General features: G+C 63.1%; 16 protein-coding genes, 1 tRNA gene, 2 rRNA genes, 1 pseudogene and 1 riboswitch. Of the genes and pseudogenes, 16 read left to right on the top strand and 4 right to left on the bottom strand.

All coding sequences use genetic code 11. The features are described from left to right. The 9 genes from PG883_RS10730 to cbl all read left to right on the top strand — a co-directional run. A 23S ribosomal RNA gene (locus tag PG883_RS10730) occupies positions 1-92 on the top strand; the annotation flags it as partial. Positions 93-215: 123 nt separating this feature from the next. Then, positions 216-330: ribosomal RNA gene (gene rrf, locus PG883_RS10735) — 5S ribosomal RNA — on the top strand. Between the two features lie 97 nt (positions 331-427). After that, a tRNA-Asp gene (locus PG883_RS10740) sits at positions 428-504 on the top strand. Positions 505-915: 411 nt separating this feature from the next. After that, a complete protein-coding gene (locus tag PG883_RS10745; RefSeq protein ID WP_042864432.1) occupies positions 916-1,917 on the top strand; it encodes a sulfate ABC transporter substrate-binding protein in 1,002 nt (333 codons plus the stop codon). Between the two features lie 39 nt (positions 1,918-1,956). Continuing rightward, on the top strand, positions 1,957-2,532 hold the full coding sequence (locus PG883_RS10750) for an RBBP9/YdeN family alpha/beta hydrolase (RefSeq protein WP_039039453.1): 576 nt from the start codon (positions 1,957-1,959) through the stop codon (positions 2,530-2,532). Between the two features lie 269 nt (positions 2,533-2,801). Next, positions 2,802-3,641 carry a sulfate ABC transporter permease subunit CysT gene (gene cysT, locus PG883_RS10755; protein WP_039039454.1) on the top strand — a complete coding sequence of 280 codons (840 nt, stop codon included), beginning with the start codon at positions 2,802-2,804 and terminating at the stop codon, positions 3,639-3,641. Continuing rightward, complete coding sequence (gene cysW / locus PG883_RS10760) at positions 3,638-4,531, top strand: sulfate ABC transporter permease subunit CysW (RefSeq protein WP_223930465.1); 894 nt, start codon at positions 3,638-3,640, stop codon at positions 4,529-4,531. The genes cysT and cysW overlap by 4 nt, the downstream gene beginning before the upstream one ends. Positions 4,532-4,562: 31 nt before the next feature. Further along, complete coding sequence (locus PG883_RS10765) at positions 4,563-5,630, top strand: sulfate/molybdate ABC transporter ATP-binding protein (protein WP_010672827.1); 1,068 nt, start codon at positions 4,563-4,565, stop codon at positions 5,628-5,630. 116 nt (positions 5,631-5,746) lie between these two features. Next, positions 5,747-6,694 carry an HTH-type transcriptional regulator Cbl gene (cbl, locus tag PG883_RS10770; protein ID WP_010672828.1) on the top strand — a complete coding sequence of 316 codons (948 nt, stop codon included), beginning with the start codon at positions 5,747-5,749 and terminating at the stop codon, positions 6,692-6,694. Between the two features lie 111 nt (positions 6,695-6,805). On the opposite strand, the gene gbpA is transcribed toward cbl, so the two are convergent. Together gbpA and PG883_RS10780 are read right to left on the bottom strand one after the other, a co-directional pair. After that, positions 6,806-8,227: an N-acetylglucosamine-binding protein GbpA gene (gene gbpA / locus PG883_RS10775; RefSeq protein ID WP_270807193.1), complete on the bottom strand. Its 1,422-nt coding sequence runs from the start codon at positions 8,225-8,227 to the stop codon at positions 6,806-6,808. 60 nt (positions 8,228-8,287) lie between these two features. Further along, positions 8,288-8,373: riboswitch (cyclic di-GMP riboswitch) on the bottom strand. Between the two features lie 229 nt (positions 8,374-8,602). Then, entirely contained in the window at positions 8,603-10,282 is a 1,680-nt protein-coding gene (locus PG883_RS10780; protein ID WP_210538295.1) for a methyl-accepting chemotaxis protein, read from the bottom strand. Between the two features lie 295 nt (positions 10,283-10,577). Here PG883_RS10780 and PG883_RS10785 point away from each other — a divergent pair, with 295 nt between their 5' ends. From PG883_RS10785 to PG883_RS10815, 7 genes and pseudogenes are all read left to right on the top strand, one after another. Beyond that, positions 10,578-12,428 (top strand): M3 family metallopeptidase, encoded by a 1,851-nt coding sequence (locus tag PG883_RS10785; RefSeq protein WP_210538294.1) that lies wholly within the window; start codon positions 10,578-10,580, stop codon positions 12,426-12,428. A 398-nt stretch (positions 12,429-12,826) separates the two neighbouring features. Then, a complete protein-coding gene (locus PG883_RS10790; RefSeq protein WP_029313677.1) occupies positions 12,827-13,303 on the top strand; it encodes a L,D-transpeptidase family protein in 477 nt (158 codons plus the stop codon). 121 nt (positions 13,304-13,424) lie between these two features. Beyond that, positions 13,425-14,138: an AzlC family ABC transporter permease gene (locus PG883_RS10795; protein WP_210538293.1), complete on the top strand. Its 714-nt coding sequence runs from the start codon at positions 13,425-13,427 to the stop codon at positions 14,136-14,138. 2 nt (positions 14,139-14,140) lie between these two features. Continuing rightward, positions 14,141-14,475: pseudogene (locus PG883_RS10800) on the top strand (AzlD domain-containing protein). 122 nt (positions 14,476-14,597) lie between these two features. Continuing rightward, entirely contained in the window at positions 14,598-16,124 is a 1,527-nt protein-coding gene (locus PG883_RS10805) for a YjjI family glycine radical enzyme (protein ID WP_270807194.1), read from the top strand. 10 nt (positions 16,125-16,134) lie between these two features. Beyond that, entirely contained in the window at positions 16,135-17,016 is an 882-nt protein-coding gene (locus PG883_RS10810) for a YjjW family glycine radical enzyme activase (protein ID WP_270807195.1), read from the top strand. 117 nt (positions 17,017-17,133) lie between these two features. Continuing rightward, positions 17,134-17,457, top strand: coding sequence for a DUF1820 family protein (locus PG883_RS10815; RefSeq protein ID WP_039039461.1), 324 nt, complete (start codon positions 17,134-17,136; stop codon positions 17,455-17,457). A 16-nt stretch (positions 17,458-17,473) separates the two neighbouring features. On the opposite strand, the gene PG883_RS10820 is transcribed toward PG883_RS10815, so the two are convergent. After that, a complete protein-coding gene (locus PG883_RS10820; RefSeq protein WP_103858055.1) occupies positions 17,474-18,406 on the bottom strand; it encodes a LysR family transcriptional regulator in 933 nt (310 codons plus the stop codon). 58 nt (positions 18,407-18,464) lie between these two features. Further along, entirely contained in the window at positions 18,465-19,661 is a 1,197-nt protein-coding gene (locus PG883_RS10825) for an amino acid aminotransferase (protein ID WP_103858054.1), read from the bottom strand. Between the last annotated feature and the right edge of the window lie 45 nt (positions 19,662-19,706).

The following is a 19,706-nucleotide window of genomic DNA, read 5'->3' on the forward strand; positions in this document are numbered from 1 at the left end:
GCCGTTGGAGACCACAACGTTGATAGGTGGGGTGTGTAAGCGTAGCGATACGTTGAGCTAACCCATACTAATTACCCGTGAGGCTTAACCATACAACACCCAAGAAGTGTTTCTGGCCTTGTAGCGAATGAGCGAACTACTTACAAATTCAGTGGTAATGACAACGCAAACTAGCAAAGTCGTTATTCACGTCAGCTTTCTGGATTAAGATTTTGCCTGGCGGCAATAGCGCAGTGGAACCACCTGACCCCATGCCGAACTCAGAAGTGAAACGCTGTAGCGCCGATGGTAGTGTGGCATTCGCCATGCGAGAGTAGGACACTGCCAGGCACCCAATTAAACGGTGATGTGAAGAATTACATGACCGGCTGCGAGGATGACACCTCAGAATAAGCGGCAAATGATTTAGCGAAAGCTAACCGAATGCGGAGCGGTAGTTCAGTCGGTTAGAATACCGGCCTGTCACGCCGGGGGTCGCGGGTTCGAGTCCCGTCCGCTCCGCCACTAAATTGAAAAGGCCTTCCCTATCGGGAAGGCCTTTTTGCTTTCTGGCGTCTGGATAAGAGCTCAGGGAACAAGAGGCAACCGGCGGGTCTGAATCGCCACTTGTCACGGACAACCCGCCTCTTCCCCCCTGTGGTGATTGCGTGTCTGGCATTGTCCCTTTACCCAGGGCTTACCCTTCGCTCTGGTTTGCCTTTGTTCCTCCATCTTTTCCCAACCCTGCCAATCGGCCGGGCTTTGTCGTGTCTGGAGATGAGCATCGCAAGCACGCGAATACGCTCTGGCCGAGAGTGCCAGAGGACCATCGGGAGCTCATATGCGGATAAGAGATAAGCAAAGCGCTTTTTCTTTCTTCATGGAATATGCATAAGCGGGCATGCTGTACTCAACCCAACGATATGGAGTATCACCATGAAACTGCGAATGACCGCTCTCACCGTTCTCTCCCTGCTGGCTCTCGGTCAGGTCCAAGCCGCCGAGGTGCGGCTGCTGAATGTCTCCTATGACCCGACGCGGGAGCTGTTCCAGGAGTACAACAGTGCCTTTGCCAAGGAGTGGAAGGCCAAAACCGGCGACGATGTGGTGGTGAGCCAGTCACACGGTGGCTCAGGCAAACAGGCTCGTGCCGTGGTGGACGGACTGGAGGCTGACGTGGTCTCCCTGGCGCTGGCCTATGACGTGGATGCGGTGGCCAAGGCAGGTCTCACCGCCAGCGACTGGGAAGGGCGTTTGGCCAACAATGCCTCTCCCTATACCTCCACCATCGTCTTCCTGGTGCGCAAGGGGAATCCCAAGCAGATCAAGGATTGGGGCGACCTGGTGCGCAAGGATGTCGCCATCATCACCCCCAACCCCAAGACCTCCGGCGGTGCGCGCTGGAATTATCTGGCTGCCTGGGGCTATGCCCTGAAGAAAAGCGGCACTGAAGAGGGCGCCAAACAGTTTGTCAGCGATCTGTTCAAGAATGTGAAGGTGCTGGACTCCGGGGCACGTGGCGCCACCACCAGCTTCATCGAACGCGGGCTCGGGGATGTGTTGCTGGCCTGGGAAAATGAAGCGTTGCTGGTGCTCAATCAGCCGGGTACCAGCGACAAGTTCGAACTGGTGGTGCCCTCGGTCTCCATCCTGGCCGAGCCGCCGGTAGCCGTGGTGGACAAGGTAGCCAAGAAGCATGGTACCGAGGCCGTCTCCAAGGCTTACCTCGAGTATCTCTACTCCGACGAAGGGCAGCGTATCATCGCCAAATACCACTATCGTCCGAGCAATCCGGCGATCCTGAAGGAGACAGCGGCCCAGTTCCCCAACCTGACGCTCTTTACTGTCAAGGATCTGGAAGGAGATTGGGACAAGGCACAGAAGAAGCACTTCGCCCAGGGCGGATCGTTTGACCAGATTTACCAACCGGGCCGTTAAGAGACGCAGGCCCCTGTGACAACAGATAGGAGTACCACGATGAACAAGATCCTTCTGGTTCCCGGTCTGCACAACAGTGGGCCGGATCACTGGCAGAGCCGCTGGCACCAGCAATTTCCCCAGTGGCAGAGAATGATGGGTCTGCCCTGGGACAAGCCGGATCTCACGGTCTGGAGCGCCAAGCTGGCGAGCAAGCTCAGGAGCCGGCGCAGCCGGGTCCACCTGGTCGCCCACTCCTTCGGCGCTCTGACGGCCATCGCTGCCGCCAGACTGCAACCAGACAAGGTCTCTTCCATCTTCATTGTTGCCCCTGCCGATCCTGCCCGTTTCGGTATCCCGGATGAGGTGTTGGCGGGGTCCATCAAGGTCTCTGCCCAGTTGATCGCCAGCCGCAATGACCCCTGGATGAGTTTCGAGCGGGCAGAGTTCTGGAGCCGGCAGTGGCAGGTGCCCTTGTTCGATGCGGGGGAGGTGGGCCATATCAATGCCCAGTCCGGCCATGGGGAGTGGCACCAGGGGCTCGCTTTGCTCGGCACCCTATACCGCCGTGCCGAAATGGTGGTGGAGCCTGCTCCTGCCGAGTGGGGCAAGCAGGCTGCACTCAGTTTTCGATGAGGGCGCCTCGGATTGTCTCGGCACGATTTCCAGACAGGCTGGCAACTTGGCCAGCGTGACTGACTTTGCATGTTCCCGGTTTTACCGCTCCGTCTTTTAGGTCTTTTATTTATATAAAAGACCTTTTTTTATGCTTATCGCTCTAAAAGCCTTGTTCCACCATTGTTAGATAAAAAAGTGCTTAGCAAAGGCATTATTGGTGTTTGTTGTCCCTGGCCGCCGTGAGCAAAATCGTCACATCCAAAGTATTTATAACAAACGGATGTGTTATGCGATTAAGTTCTTATTCCGTCCTGCCAGGCTTGGGGCCAACGCTGGGCTTCAGTCTGCTCTATCTGGGCATACTGGTGCTGCTGCCGCTCTCGGCACTGGTGCTGTTTGCGGTGAACAACCTGAGCGCCGCCGAGTTCTGGCAGGTGATCGGCTCCCCCCGGGTGCTCGCCTCCTTTCGCCTGAGCTTTGGCGCCGCCTTCATTGCCGCCCTGCTCAACAGTCTGTTCGGTCTGATACTGGCCTGGGTACTGGTGCGCTATACCTTCCCCGGCCGCAGACTGGTGGATGCGCTGATCGACCTGCCCTTTGCCATGCCGACTGCCGTCTCCGGCATCGCCCTGTGCGCCATCTTTGCCCCCAACGGCTGGATTGGCCAATGGGTCGCTCCGCTGGGCATCGAGCTTGCCTACAACCCCATAGGGGTAGTCATTGCCCTGACCTTTATCGGGCTGCCCTTTGTGGTGCGGACCCTGCAGCCGGTGCTGCGGGAAGCGGAGAGCGAGCAAGAGGAGGCGGCCGCGAGCCTGGGTGCCAACCGCTGGCAGACCTTCATCCGGGTACTGTGGCCGACCCTGGTACCTGCGCTGCTCACCGGTTTTGCCCTGGCGTTTGCTCGCGGCGTGGGGGAGTACGGCTCTGTCATCTTCATTGCCGGCAACCTCCCCATGGTGTCCGAGATTGCCCCCCTGATGATCATGAGTCACCTGGAGGAGTATGACTACGCCGGTGCATCGGCCATTGCGTCCGTCATGCTGCTCATTTCCTTTGTGCTGCTGTTGCTCATCAACAAGTTGCAAGCCTGGAGCTGGGCTCGCATCGGAGGAAGCCGTATATGAACGCCTCTACTGCACATCTCGATCAGGCCCAGGAGTCCGCTCCGGCCACCCCGGCGCGTCATCCCCCGGTGACCCATGAACCGGTCTGGGTCAAATGGCTGCTGGTCTCCGTCGGTCTGGGCTGGTTTGCCGCCTTGCTGCTGTTGCCGCTGGCCACCGTCTTCATCCAGGCGCTGAGCCCGGGTCTGGCCTTCTTCTGGCACGCCATCAGCGAGCCGGATGCCCTGAGCGCCCTGGGGCTGACCGCCCTGGTGACGCTCTGCTCGGTGCCCCTGAACCTGCTGTTCGGGCTGGCCGCCGCCTGGGCCATCGCCCGGTTCCGCTTCCCTGGCCGGCAACTGCTTATCACCCTCATCGATCTGCCGTTCTCGGTCTCGCCGGTCATCGCGGGCTTGATGTTCGTGCTGCTGTTCGGCAGTCGCGGCTGGTTCGGCGAGTGGCTCAGCGAGCACGACATCAAGATCATTTTCGCTACCCCGGGGATCATCCTGGCGACCACCTTCATCACTGTGCCCTTCGTGGTGCGCGAGCTGCTGCCCCAGATGGAGGCGCGGGGCCCGGAGGAAGAGGAGGCCGCCATCATGCTGGGGGCGAGCGGGTTGCAGATGTTCTGGCGGGTGACCCTGCCCGGCATTCGCTGGAGCCTGATGTATGGCCTGCTGCTCTGTACCGCCCGGGCGGTGGGGGAGTTTGGCGCTGTCTCCGTGGTTTCCGGCCACATTCGCGGCCAGACCAACACGCTGCCGCTGCACATCGAGATCCTTTACAACGAGTACCAGACCGGTGCCGCCTTCGCGGTGGCCAGCCTGCTGGCGCTGTTCGGGATCTTCACCCTGCTGGGTGAGACCCTGCTGGCCAGGCTGCGCGGCCAACCGACCCAGTCCCATTGATCCCGAATTAACGGTTATAGGAGAGGCATTCATGAGCATTCAGGTTCAAGGGCTCAACAAGCATTTCAATCAGTACGCGGCGCTGGCCGACATCAACCTCGATTTTCACGACGGTGAGCTGGTCGCCCTGCTCGGCCCCTCCGGCTGCGGCAAGACCACCTTGCTGCGGATCATCGCCGGGCTGGAGCAGGCGGACAGTGGCAGCGTCATCATCCGCGGCGAGGATGCCTCGGATCTCCATGTGCGCGAGCGCAACGTTGGCTTCGTGTTCCAGCACTACGCCCTGTTTCGCCACATGACGGTATTCGAGAACGTGGCCTTTGGCCTGAGGGTCAAGCCGCGCAGCGAACGCCCGGACGAGGCGGCCATCCGCACCCGGGTCAAGGAGCTGCTGGATCTGGTGCAGCTCAGCCACGTCGCGGCACGCTACCCGACCCAGCTCTCCGGTGGTCAGCGCCAGCGGGTCGCCCTGGCCCGGGCCCTGGCGGTGCAGCCCAAGGTGCTGCTGCTGGACGAGCCTTTCGGCGCCCTCGATGCCCAGGTGCGCAAGGAGCTGCGCCGCTGGCTGCGTGAGCTTCACGACGAGCTGCATGTCACCAGTCTGTTCGTGACCCATGATCAGGAAGAGGCCCTGGAGGTGGCGGATCGGGTGGTGCTGATGAACGCCGGCAAGGTAGAGCAGATTGGCACCCCTGCCGAAGTGTATGATCAGCCCGCCAGTGCCTTCGTGCACAGCTTCCTTGGCAGCGTGAACCTGTTTCGTGGCAGGGTGGCCGGGCAGGGGCTCGGCATCGGTGAACAGCAACTGGGTGGCCCCATCCCCTCCCATCTGGCAGAAGGGAGTGCGGCCATCGCCTATGTGCGCCCCCACGAGCTGGAGATCCTGCCCTCGGATGCCCCCGGTGGCATTCGCGCCACCATTACCCGCCTGCTGCCCATGGGGCCGCGCATCCGGGTGGAACTGCGTGGCGATGGGGAGACGGGAGGCGCCCACTACGAGGCCGAACTGAGCAAGGAGGCCGCCCGGGCCTTTGCCCCCGGCCAGGGGGTGCGTCTGGTGGCCAGGCAGGCACAGCTCTATCCCGACTACCAGATCTGAGGGCAAGCCGCGAGGTGCGGCCCTCTGTCAGGCTTGCTGCCGGGCCATGATCCCGGCAATCCATAACAATAGGACGGTGGCACGAGCCACCGCCACTCAGCGCAGGAGGCGATGAGGTGAACTTTCAGCAATTGCGAATCATTCGGGAGGCGGCACGGCGGGATTACAACCTGACCGACGTGGCCAATGCCCTCTTTACTTCCCAGTCCGGGGTCAGCCGCCACATTCGCGAGTTGGAGGAGGAGCTGGGGCTCGCCCTTTTCATTCGCTATGGCAAGCGTCTGCTCGGTATGACCGAGCCGGGCAAGGAGTTGCTGGTGATCGCCGAGCGTATCCTGGGGGATGCCGACAACATCCGCAAACTGGCGAGCACCTTTGCCAATCGCGACTCGGGCCGGCTGCTCATCGCGACCACTCATACCCAGGCCCGTTATGCCCTGCCGAGGGTAGTGAAGGCGTTTCGGGAGCAATTTCCCCTGGTACAGCTGGAGCTGCGTCAGGGGAGCCCGGAGGAGATAGTGCGGCTGGTGCAGACCGGCGAGGTGGACATCGGCATCAGCAGCGAGCAGCTCGACAAGAGCGAAGGGGTGGTGGCCTTTCCCTACTACCGCTGGCACCACAATATCGTCGTACCGGAGCAACACCCCCTCACCGCCGAGCGGGAGCTGACCCTGGCCGCTCTGGCCCACTGGCCCATCGTCACCTATCAGGCCGGCCTCACCGGTCGGGCACGGGTGGATGATGCCTTTGCCGAGGCGGGCATAGTGCCGCAGATCCTGCTGACCGCCCAGGACTCCGACGTCATCAAGACCTATGTCGAGCTGGAGATGGGGGTGGGCATACTGGCGGACATGGCGTTCGATTCCCAGCGGGACAAGGGACTGGTGCAACTGGACGGCAGTCGGTTGTTTGCGCCGCACACCGCCTGGATTGGCCTCAAGCAGGGGCAGTTCCAGCACAACTTTGCCTGGCAGTTCATCCAGCTCTGCAACCCCGAGCTGGCGCTGGCGGAGATCCAGGCCCGCGCCATGAGCAACGAGCCCCTGCTCGATTACCAGATTTGAACCGAGGGGTGGATGAAAAACGGGGAGCCATGGGCTCCCCGTTTGTTTGATGTTGACCTGATCTGGCACGGGAAACGCCGAGCGGGTTCTCGCCAGGTCGGAGACGTCCCATCACTGCGCTGTCCAGGCCTCCTGCCAGTGGGAGCCTACGCCCGGTTCATACTGGGTGGCCGTGCTCGCCCACTGGCTGCACCAGCCGCTGTAGGGGAAGGGTTTGCACTGATAGACCTTGCCGTTCTTCGGCTGCAGCACCCGGGTTCCGGCGGTGTAGGACTTGAGGCCGTCCGGGAAGGTGAACTGGTAATCGCCCCCGCTTGCCGGATCCTTGAACATGAGGTCCAGGGTCTGCTGCACCGCGTCACCACCGGCCTTGGGTTTGCCCTCGATCACCAGCTGATGGTGGCCTGCACTCAAGCCGGTCAGCGCCATGGAGAAACTCTGGCTGCCGTCCTTGATGTCGGCACTGCTCTGTCCCCTGGCGACACCGCCGTGGTCATAGAGGGTGTTGGTGATGGCGAGATCCCCCTGGGCCGTGACGGTGAAAGTCAGGGTGAGCTTGCCGTTGTCGAGGGGGTAGTCGCTCGCCAGACCGCTCACGCTGATCCCGTTCTCCACCGGGGGCTGCTGTTGCTCAAGCTGGATCTCGACCCGTTGCAGGTTGCTGCCAGCCTTGAGGTAGACCGGGTTCTGGCCATAGACGGGGTTGAACTGGCCGTCCGTACCTTGCTGGCCAGCACGGATCTGGCTCTGATCGGCGTTGATCTTGCTCGCCAGGGCGTGGGCCCAGTTGTTCTTCTGGCCCTGCTCGGTGCTGGCGATGGTCAGCTCGGTCTGGAGATCGGTGCGCTCGCCATTGGCATCGAACACCCGGGTTCTGGCTTTGTCACCCGCCACCAGGTCGATGGAGGGATAGATGGTCCCTCCCTGGCTCCAGGTCAGCGGGGGCTGGGTGCCATCCTTGAACCGGGCGTCGATCAGGTTGTAGAAGCTGTTGGCGGTATCCCCTACCTCCCACACCCCGAGAATGACCTGATAACCGGTACGCGGGGGCAGGGTGCACTGATGGGTCACCTGTTTGGGGGGTTGCACCATGTTGCCATCGATGACGCAGAAGGGATTGAGATCGAACGCATCCCGGGTGAGGGGCTGGTTCGGGTTCCAGTCCTGCTTGGTGAGGTAGTAGCGCCAGTTGCGGGTCACGTGGTTGGCAGTGAAGGTCCAGCTGATGGCGAAGGGACCGGCCTGCACCTCACGCTTGGTCCAGCGATCGAGGGTCTGGGTGTTGAGCTCGCCGAATTGGGGGTGACCGGCCGAGGCTATCTGGCCGTCGGCGTGGCCGCCATCGGGGAAGCCGGAGGGGGCTTCCAGGCTCTGGGGTTCCCACTGGATGGCGCCACACTGGCTGTTGCCCCCTGTCTTGCACAGGTAGTTGCGCCCTTCGGGCTGGCTGATGTAGCCGTGAGCGAGTACGCCGCCACTGGCCAGCAGCGCCAGCGCTGCCGCGAGATGGGTGAGTCGGATATTTGCTGCCATACATTCCTCTGTTCGGTGATGTGGGCAGTCACGTTGGCAGGGGAGTTCCCCGAAACACGGTGCTGCAACCCCGCTATCCTGGACAGCTTGTCTTTAGACCGGAGGCTTTGCGTCCTGGCCTTTCAACCAGTTTGCCAAATGACTACAGAAAGGATCATGGTGCCGCCTGTGGCGACCACTCATCATGACTATATTTTGTTAAAAAATTAAGTGTAAAAATTGACAGTGCCATCTCATCGGAGCAGCGCATCAGCGGCAGATCACTCCATCGGGATCTGCGCGCTGGTTCAGTGCGAGAGGGTGGTCCGAGAGAGGCTCCCGTGGCCATGACAGGAAGGGAGTCCCTGCAAGCCTGGCAGGGGCTCATGGGGCCACTCAGTGGCGGGGTTGCATGCCTGCTCGGGAAGAGGACACCTGGGTCGGTCGCATCATCCTGTCCTGGGCTTGGGCGTTGTCGAGCTTGAACACCGCCAGTCGCTCGTCGAGGCTTCGGGAGAGACCGGCCAGCAGTTCGCTCTCCTGGGCCAACTGGGAGGCCGCCTGGGACATCTCTAGCGCCGAGTCGTTGATGCCGCTGACGTTGCGGTTCATGTCTTCCGCCACCATGCTCTGCTGCTCCGCCGCCGTGGCGATCTGGGTCGCCATGTCACTCACGTGCTGGATGTGATTGACGATGAGGGAGAGATCCTGCCCCGCCTTCTCGGACTGGTTGACGCTGCTCTCCGCCAGCTTGCGGCTGGCGTCCATGGCGTTGGCGGCGGTGACAGCCCGTTGCTGCAACTGGGTGATGGTACTCTGGATCTCCTCGGTGGAGTGGCGGGTGCGACTGGCCAGCTGGCGCACCTCGTCGGCCACCACGGCAAAGCCACGGCCCTGCTCGCCGGCCCGGGCCGCCTCGATGGCGGCGTTGAGGGCCAGCAGGTTGGTCTGCTCCGAGATGGCGCTGATGACCGCCGTCACCTCGCTTATCTGCATCACACCCTCCTTGAGCTGGTTGACCTGCGAGGTGGCCTGATCCACCTCGGTGGCCAGCGCCTGGATGCCGTGCACGCTGGCATGGACATCCTGGTTGCCGAGCCCGGCCTCGCTGGTGGCATCCTGGGTGTCGCGGGCCGTATTCTCTGCGTGACCCGCCACGTCGGCGATGGTGGCGCTCATCTCGTTCATGGCGGTGGCGAGCTGGGCGAGCTGATCCCGCTGACTGTTGACCGCCTGGTTGGTCTGTTCGGCGGAGGCGGCGATGCGCAGGGCGGCATCCGCCACGTTGCGGGCCCCCTGGCTCGCCTCCAGCAGGGCGCGGCGGATGGCATCCAGCCCCTGGTTGGTGGAGCTGGCGACGGCGCCGAGCTCATCCCTGCCCAGCACCGGGATGCTGACCACCAGATCGCCAGCCGCGACCCGGGCCATGGCCTTGTTGATCTCGGCCAGGGGATTGACGATGGAGCGGCTGATGGCGAGTCCCAGCAGCCCCATCAACAGGATCACCAGCAAGGTGGCGCCACCCATCCACTCATATTGGGACCACATGGTGGCCTCAATGTCCTGCAACAACACACCGGAGCCCAGGATCCAGCCCCAGGGCTGGTAGCCCGTCACCAGCGACATCTTCTGGGACGCCTCGCCGGACGGGGAGACCCACTGATACTCCAGCCTGCCCTGGTGGCCGCCCTTGCCGAGATCCACCATGTGCTGCCAGTGGGACTCGGCAGGGTTGTTGCCCATCTGCTGGCCGACCAGCTCGGGTTTGGCGGGATGCACCACCACCCGACGATCTTCATCCAGCACGAACAGGTAGTTGTCCCCGTCAAAGCGCATGCTGTCGAGCATGGCCTTGGCCTGTGCCTTGGCCTGCTCCGGGGGGAGGGTGGCGGCCAGGGCCTGGATCCGGCTCATGGCCAGGTCCAGCACCGCCTGCAGCCTGGCTTCCCGTTCACTCATCAAATTGCGGTGCAGGGCACTGGCCGAGATGAGCAGCAGTGCGATGAAGCCGACCAGGGCCAGTGAGAGCAGCAGCATCAGTTTGCGACTCACGGCAATATCACCGAGCTTGAACATAGTCTTATCCTTACTTTCCCATGCGGGTCTGATTGTGGCCGTTCTAGCGGCCGGACCTGATTATTGTTTTTTTTAACATGCCATTAACTTTCAATGGGTTGCGATGAAAAACAGCCAATTGAGCAGTTTGACAACCAGTATAGCCAGCAGACAGAAACCCTCGCTTTTGATAGCGTGATGGCGCGCATCCCGGCGCACAATTTGTCTGCTCCATTTGCAAGAAGTGTGAATGGGTTGGCATTTCACCAAAAAGGAGTGGGCGCCCCCGTGGTTGCCCCATAACAAGAGGGAAGTTATGAGTTCCATTGCCAGGAATTATCTCAACCAGCTCAATGCCGATTACCTGCAGGTGCACAGACGCAAGGAGGACCTGTTCTGGTCCACCTACATGGGCACCAGCGACGATCAGGCAGGCTTCACCGCGGCCGAACAGGCCTACAAGGCGTTCTGTGCCGATCCTGACCGCCTGCCCGTGCTGCGGGAGATGCATGCCCAGGCCGAAGAGGCGGATCTCAGGCGCGGCCTGGGGGGCTGGATCGCCTTCTTCGAGTGCAACGTCATCGAAGATCCCGGTGCCTCCGCCCTGATGGACGAGCTGGTGGCCGCCGAGGCGGATCTCTTCACCCGTCGCAAGGGGTTGAAGCTCACCTTGCTGGACGAGCAGGGCCGCCAGGTGCCCGGCAGTCTGCCCGCCGCCAGCACGGCGCTGGCCGCCAGCTGCGACGAGGCGGTGCGCCAGAGCGCGCTCGCCATGTTCCAGACCCTGGAGCAGTGGGTGGTCGACAACGGCTATCTGGCCATCGTCGCGCTGCGCAACCGCTTCGCCCGTGCCATGGGCTATCGCGACTACTTCGATTACAAGGTGCACAAGAACGAGCAGATGAGCCCGGAGCAGCTGTTTGCCATTCTTGACGACTTCATCGCCCGCACCGATGCCCGCTTGCACCAGAGTCTGGCGGAGCTGAAAGCGGCCAAGGGGGAAGCAGCCCTGCTGCCCCACAACCTGCGCTACAGCGTGAGTGGTGACGTGACCCGCCAGCTCGACCCTTACGTGCCCTTCTCCCGGGCGCTGAAGGATTGGGTCGAGAGCTTCCGCCGGCTCGGCATCCAGTACCGCGGTGCCACCCTCACCCTGGATCTGCTGACCCGGGAGGGAAAATACGAGAACGGCTTCTGTCACGGCCCGGTGCCGAGCTTCTGGCAGGATGGGGAGTGGGTGCCGGCGGTGGTCAATTTCACCAGCCTGGCCAATCCGGCCCAGGTGGGCAGCGGCTGGAGCGGGCTCAACACCCTGTTCCACGAGGGAGGCCACGCGGCGCACTTTGCCAACGTCACCGGCAACGCCCCCTGTTTCTCCCAGGAGTTTCCGCCCACCTCCATGGCCTATGCCGAGACCCAGTCCATGTTCTGCGACAGCCTGCTGGACGACGCGGACTGGCTCAAGCGCTACGCCAGAAACGCGGCGGGAGAACCCATCCCCGATGCGCTTATCCAGGCCATGATTGAAGCGCGCCAGCCATTTCGCGCCTTCAACGAGCGCCAGATTGCGCTGGTGGCCTACTTCGAGCGGGATCTCTACGCCATGGACGAGGCCGAACGCACCCCGGCCGCCGTGCTGGCACTGGCCCGCAAGTGGGAGCGCAAGATCCTGGGGGTGGAGAGCCCACGCCCGCTGCTGGCCATCCCACACCTTCTGAACCAGGAGTCGGCCTGCGCCTATCACGGCTATCTGCTGGCGCTGATGGCGGTGGAGCAGACCCGCGCCTATTTTCTGAGGCGCGACGGCTATCTCACCGACAACCCGCGCATCGGGCCGGATCTGGCCGCCCACTACTGGGGACCGGGCAACGGCATGACCCACGACGAGACACTGCAGAGCCTCACCGGCGAGGGTTTCAGTGCGGTGCCGCTGGCAGAGGCGTGCAACCGGAGTGCCGCCGAGGCGTGGCAACAGGCGCAAGCATGCATGGCGGCCGCGCGGCAGCGCCCACCGGCAGGGGAGGGAACGCCCCTCGACGCCCATATCCGGGTGGTACACGGGGCCGAGCTCATCGCCGACAACAGCGAGTCCGAGGCGCGCATGCTGGCAGAGTTCGAGGCCTGGATCCGGCGCCTTGAGACCGCTGAACCAGTGACCCTGGCCTGAGCCCTGTGTCGCATCATGAAAAGAGCCCCATCAGGGGCTCTTTTTTGTGGGTTGAGATGACCTGACCCCATGGCGCCAGCCTTGGATTGGCTGGTGGACAGGCTCAAGTGTCCTTGACGGCGCTGCCCGCTGGTTTTTCTTCCTGCGCCATCTTCTAGGCCTTGACGACCTGCGCTGAGGCGCCCGGTTGCGGGCAATAGGCGACGCCCTGCCCTTGGCAGGGTGTCTGCATGGCGGGTTGACGGCCATTTCCCCCTGCTGGCCACAGATATGTTTCTCCCGATATATTGAGTATTCACGGCGATCCCATATCATGGCGCTCGCTCGCCACCAGAGGGTGGCGGCATTCAGATGATTTGCTAACAAGAGAGCCCAGAAGGCTCGCAGAGGGATGGATAGTGAGAGCCGTATTGCTGTGTTTGCTGGGGCTGTGGCCCGCGTTGAGTTTTGCCACTCTGTCCGCCGATATGGTGGTGGTGAAGAAGTCGAGTTACAGCCTGACCCTGATGAAGGATGGCAAGGAAGTGAAGCGCTACTGGATTGCCCTGGGCCCGGCTCCCAAGGGACACAAGCAGCGTGAGGGGGATCAGCGTACCCCGGAAGGTCGCTATACCCTGGACTACAAGAAGAGCAACTCCGGTTTCTACAAGGCCATTCACATCAACTACCCGAATCTGGACGACATCAAGCGCGCCAACGAGCTGGGTGTGAACCCGGGCGGCATGATCATGATCCACGGCCAGCGCAACAGCCTGGGGGATCGCAGGGTGCAGCCGTCCAACTGGACCAATGGCTGCATTGCGGTGCTGAACCATGAGATGGACGAGATCTGGAACGCCATCGAGCCCGGCACTCCCATCATCATCGAGCCCTGATCCCGCCTGCCAACGCCCGCTCTCATGCGGGCGTTGCATTTGTTGCAGACCATGGCGTGACACTGCCTCCTGCGCCGTGCTAGTTTTCCCGGTTCGCATTGGCTGTGACAAGGATGATCCCATGATGTCGGAAACCCGCCTCCCTGCGCCCGAGCGCACGGGGGCACTCTGGTGGCGCGCCACTCTGGATATGCTCCCGCTCTCCATTTCCGTCATCCCCTGGGGGATACTGTGCGGCGCCCTGGCGCTTCAGGCGGGTATGAGCCCGCTCCAGGCACAGCTGATGTCGCTGCTGGTCTATGCGGGGGCGGCCCAGCTCTCGGCCACCACTCTGTTCGGGGCGGGGACGCCGCTGCTGCCCATCATGGGCTCCACCATGGTGATCACCTCCCAGCATCTGCTCTATGGCTTCACCTTCCGCCGAGACGTGCTGCCGCTCTCCCTGCGCTGGCGGGCCAGCCTCGCCTTCTTCCTGACCGACGAGATGTTTGCGGTGGCGCTGAAAGAGAGGGAGCGCAGCGGCGCCTTCAATCCCGCCTATGCGCTCACCGCGGGCTTTGTCTTCTATCTGTTCTGGAACCTGGCGACCCTGCTCGGCATCGCCGCCGGCCAGTACATCGAGGGGCTGGACAAGATGGGGCTCGACTTTGCCATCGCCGCCACCTTTATCGCCATGACGCTCCCCGCCATGAAGAACCTGCCCATGGTGGCGGCCACCCTGGTGAGCGGCGGGACGGCGCTCGTCACCAAGCCGCTGCTGGCGGAGATCCACATCATCGTCTCGGCCCTGGCCGGCATGGTGGTGGGCTATGTGCTGCACCGGATGAGGAGGTGATTATGGGCTGGCTGATGATAGGGCTGCTGGCCCTGATCACTTTCTTCAACCGTTTTGCCTTCTTCTCGCGGTTGACCCGCTATCAGCCGGGGGCCGAGATGGGGGCTTTCCTCAGCTTCTCGGCCCAGTCGGTGCTGACCGCCATCTGGCTGCCCATCGTCTTCAGCTATGAGCCCGGCCACGGGCTGGACTGGGTCCGGACTACCTGGCCGCCACCCTGCTGGTGACGGTGCTGACCCTGCTGCGCCTGCCTACCCTGGTGGTGGTCGTCGTCGGCATGGGGGGCTTCTTCCTGCTGCGCTGGCTGGGGGGCGTGGCCCTGTTCTGGCCCTGGTGAAGAGCGTGCCGTGATCCGGCATGGCGGATGTCTTGATGGGATATCCGTCCTGTTGGGAATGTCACTTCAAAAAAGGCCTCTCAAGTGTGAGGATTTTGGTTCCACCCGCCACGGAGTGAACCATGTCCTTCACCGAAACCTGCCAGCGCATCGTGCGCGACCCTCTGCTCTCACCGGCCCAGAAGAATCGGGCCCTGGCGCTCGCCGCCGAAAACGCGTTGCCTTACCCCGAGTTGCCTGCCGCCGTGCAGGATGCCATGGCACAAGGGATGCTGTGCGACATGTTCGAGGGACACGCTCCCCACAAACCGCGCTACGTGCTGCCGGATTACGCGCGGTTTCTGCGACAGGGCTCGGCCTGGCTGGAGCTGGCGCCACCCCTGGACTTCGACGAGGCCCTCGATGCCCTGCGCATCCTCTACCATCACGTGCCCTCCGTCACCGGCATGCCGGTCTGGCTGGGGCGCCTCGATCACCTGCTGCTGCCCTTCGTCGGTGAGCTGGATGATGAAACGCTCCATCGCAAGCTGAAGGCCTTCTGGATCTACCTGGATCGAGTGCTGCCGGATGCCTTCATGCACGTCAACATCGGCCCCGATGACAACCGGATCTGCCGGCTGATCCTGCACATCGACAGGGAACTCCAGCAGGTGGCGCCGAATCTCAGCCTGTTCCACGACCCGGTGCAGACCCCGGACAGCCTGTTGCTGCAAGGAGTCGAGAACATCTCGGCCTGCAGCAAGCCCCACATTGTCAACTATCCGCTTCACAGGGACACCTTCGACGAACGCGGCTTTGGCATCGTCAGTTGCTACAACGCTCTGCCCCTGGGGGGCGGTGCCAATACCCTGGTGCGCCTCTCCCTCAAGGGCGTGGCCGGGCAGAGCGCAGGGGTTGAGGATTTCATGGCGCGCACACTGCCTCACTACTGCGAGCAGGCCTCGCGGCTCATCGAGGCGCGCGCCGCTTTCCTGCACCGGGAGTCGGGTTTCTTCGACAGCTTCCTGGTGGAGGAGGGGCTGATCGAGGAGGCGCGTTTCGTCCCCATGTTCGGCATCTTTGGCATGGCGGAGGCGGTGAACCTGCTGATGGAGAAGGGAGGCTTGCCGTGGCGCTATGGCCATGACGATGAGGCCAACCAGCTTGGCTATCGCATCTCGGCTCGCCTCTCCGAATGGGTGGCCAGGAGGGGCCAGACCCATGCCTGGGGCGGCCGCGCCCTGCTCCACTCCCAGGGGGGACTCAGCGTGGACAGGGGCGTGACTCCGGGGGTTCGGATCCCCTATGGCGAGGAGCCGGATCCCGCCAGCCATGTGCTGGCGCTGGCGCCGCACCACGGCTACTACCACTCGGGGATCAGCGAGATCCTGACTCTGGAGCCCACCATCCGCCAGAATCCGCAGGCGCTGCTGCAGCTCTGCAAGGGGGCGCTCGCCATCGGCATGCGCGAGTTCACCGCCAACGTGGCCGACAGCGATCTGGTGCGGGTGACCGGCTACATGATCCGCAAGCGCGATGTGGCCCGCTTCGCAGAGGAGGGCTCGCGGTTGCAGACCACCTGTCTTGGTGCCGAGGCGAGTGACGTGACCGCTATTCGCCAGCGGGCACCGCGAGTGGTGGCCAATGAGTCGACCATCAGCCAGTACTGAGCCGAGTCCGATGGATGAAGCTCTGCTGACGCGCAGCGCCCTGGTGAGCAGGGTGCTGCCTTTTTCCTGCGTAGACGGGCCGGGCAACCGGCTGGTCTTGTTTCTGCAAGGGTGCAACTTCCGCTGCCCCGGTTGTCACAATCCCCACACTATCGGGCTGTGCGACGATTGCGGCGACTGCCTTGCGGTCTGCCCGAGTGGCGCCCTCACCATGAGCGAGGGCAAGGTTCATTGGCAGGAGGCGCTCTGCACCGATTGCGACGCCTGTCTGGAGGCCTGCCCGCGCAGTGCCAACCCCAAGACGCGCCAGATGTCGGTGGCAGAGGTGCTGGCCCTGCTGCGCCGTTATGGCCCGCTGCTCACCGGCATCACCGTCTCCGGCGGAGAGGCGACCACCCAGTTGCCCTTCGTGATCGCCCTGTTCACGGCCATCAAGGCTGCGCCGGATCTGGCCCGTCTCACCTGCCTGCTCGACAGCAACGGATCCCTGGGGAAAACGGGTTGGCAGCGGCTGCTGCCGGTGCTGGACGGCGCCATGATAGACCTCAAGGGGTGGCGCGAGCCTGTGCATCTGGCCCTGACCGGGCGGGGCCGCGAGCGGGTGCTGGCGTCGCTGCAACTGCTGGCGCAGGCGGGCAAGCTGGCGGAGGTGCGGCTGTTGCTGGTGCCGGGGCGGAGCGATTTTCTCGATGCCACCGGCGCGCTGGAGGAGGCGTTGACGACCTTCTTGCTGTCGCTGGGACCCGTACCCATCCGCCTCAACGGCTTTCGCCACCACGGGGTGCGAGGGGAGGCGCTGTCATGGCCAGAAGCCGGGTCGGCTGATCTGACAGTGCTTGCCAACGCATTGAAGGCCAAGGGGTTTGGGGCCGTGATGCTGCCTGCGATCTGATCTCTGCGGCACGTCGGGAGGCTGTGACTCGATATGACGCAACTGTGAACTCTGTCTATAGGGGCTGTCCGAGGGGACGGCTAGAATGGGCAAACCGTCCATCACCAACAGATACCCATGAGTGAATCCAACGCCCTTTATCGAGTGCAGTTCATTTGTCACAGCGAGCGTTACGAAGTCTATGTAAGAGAGGTGAATCAGGGCCAGCTGTTCGGCTTCATCGAGATCGCCCACTTCGTGTGGGACACCCACACGGCGCTCATCGTCGACCCCAGCCACGAGAAGCTGAAGAGCGAATTTGCCGACGTCACCCGCACCCTTATTCCCATGCACCACGTGCTGCGGGTCGATCAGGTGCGCAAGCAGGGGGCCGCCCGCATCACCGAACTGGGCAACAACGTCACCTCTTTCCCTGGTCCCATCTACACCAAGAAACCCTGATTCCTGCCACCAGGCATCATTTTGGGGCGTCCAGCTCCCGGGCCAGTTGCAGGATGCGCTGACGGAACCAGCGCAGGGCGGGATCTTCCCCCAGGGGGCCATACCACACCAGGCTGTGGGTCACGGCGCCGTAATCGAAGGGGACAGGGCGGCTCACCAGCCCCTGGGTACAAGCCCGGGTAGCCCAGCCCTTCACGGCCGTGAGAATGAGATCGCTCTGGCGCAGCAGGGCGGCGGCGCTGCCAAAATCCGGCAGGGTGACCCCCAGTCTGCGCCGTACCTGGCGCTGGGCCAGACTCTGCTCGAAGAAGGGGTCGGCCAGCTCCTGATCGCGAATGGCGATATGGCGCCAGCTCAGGTAGGCATCGAGATCCCAGGGGCGCGTCAACGCCGGATGATCCGCGCGCATCAGGCAGACCAGCTCGTCCTCCCGCAAGGTTTCCCAGACGAGGCCGGGCTGATTGACCCCGGGCTGGCTCTGATCGTGGGGCAGGATCACGAAGTCGAGCTTGCCCGCCGCCAGAGCAGCCAGTCCCTGCTCGTCCTTGTTACGCACGACGGGCATCAGCCCCGGCACCTCCTGCATCAACTGACCCAGTACGGCTCCCATGGGCCAGATCATGCTGCTCTCCCGCATCGCCAGGTTCAGCTCCCCCTGCCAGTTGGCAGGGGCAAATCCTTCCTGGCTGGTGAGGCCGTTGAGCTCCCCCAGCAGGCGGCGCAGCGTCGGGCCGAGGCGCTCGGCAAACGGGGTCAGCAGCAACTGGTTGCCCTGGCGGTAGAGCAGTTGATCCCCCAGCAGTTCGCGCAACTGGTTGAGGGTCTTGCTGACGGTGGAGGGGGTGGTGCAGAGGCGCTCGGCGCTGCGGGTGACACTGCGGGTGTCGAGCAGCAGATGCAGGGTCACCAGGTGGCGACCGCCGAGGCGGGAGAGGGCAATGAGATCCATCACGGTTCCACGGGCAAGGGGACAAACGAAAAGCCCCGCCTGAGCGGGGCTTGCGGGCTTAGCCTTTGAGCACGGCGGCCATGGCGTCGGCCACGTAGTCGACGTTGCGGCTGTTGAGGCCCGCCACGCACATGCGACCGGAGCGCACCAGGTAGACGGCGAACTCTTCCCGAAGGCGGTCCACCTGCTCCGGCGTGAAGCCGGTGTAGCTGAACATGCCGCGCTGGTTGATGAAGTAACCAAAATCGCGGCCCGGCACCTTGGCACTCAGCACCTCGAACAGCTTCTGGCGCATGGCCTTGATGCGGGTGCGCATCTCGGTCACCTCACCGACCCACATGGCGTGCAGTTCGGGCTGGCTCATTACCGCAGCGGTGATCTGGCCGCCGTGGGTGGGGGGGCTGGAGTAGTTGCGGCGCACGGTGGCCTTCATCTGCCCCAGCACCCGGCTCGCCTCTTCGGCATCCTGGCAGATGACCGACAGGCCGCCGCAACGCTCGCCGTAGAAGGAGAGGTTCTTGGAGAAGGAGTTGCTGACGAAAAAGCTGACACCGGCGGCCACCATGGCGCGGATGGCATAGGCATCCTCTTCCAGCCCGTCACCGAAGCCCTGATAGGCGATGTCCATGAAGGGGATCAGGTTCTTCTCGACCATCAGAGCGATCACCTGGTCCCACTGGGCACGGGAGAGATCCACCCCGGTCGGGTTGTGGCAGCAGGGGTGCAGCAGCACGATGCTTTTCGCCGGCAGGCTGCTCAGGCAGTCGATCATGGCGTCGAACAGCACGCCGCCGGTGGCCGCATCGTAATAGGGGTAGTCGTGCACCTTGATGCCGGCCCCCTCGAACATCGCCTTGTGGTTGTCCCAGGTGGGATTGCTGACCCACACCTCGGAGGTCGGGAAGTAGCGCTTGAGCAGATCGGCACCGATCTTCAGAGCGCCGGAGCCGCCGATGGTCTGGATGGTGGCGATGCGACCCGCCTTGACCGCTTCGTGCTCGGCGCCAAACAGCAGGTGCTGCACCGCGGTGCGGTAGTTGGCGGCGCCTTCCATTGGCTGGTAGGGGCGCGGGGCCGGGGCGGCGGCGCGCTGCGCTTCGGCCTGCTGCACCGACGGCAGCAGCGGAATGCGGCCCTGCTCGTCGTAATAGAGGCCAATCCCCAGGTTCACCTTCTGCTCGCGGGTATCTTTGTGGAAGGTTTCGACTAGCGTCAGTATGGGGTCGCCAGCATAGGCATCGACGTGTTCAAACATGGGGGGTCCTTGAAGTTGACTGTCCAATTCGGCCGACCATCAGCC

The organism is Aeromonas sp. QDB25 (assembly GCF_027707725.1).
Classification (GTDB): Bacteria; Pseudomonadota; Gammaproteobacteria; order Enterobacterales; family Aeromonadaceae; genus Aeromonas; species Aeromonas caviae.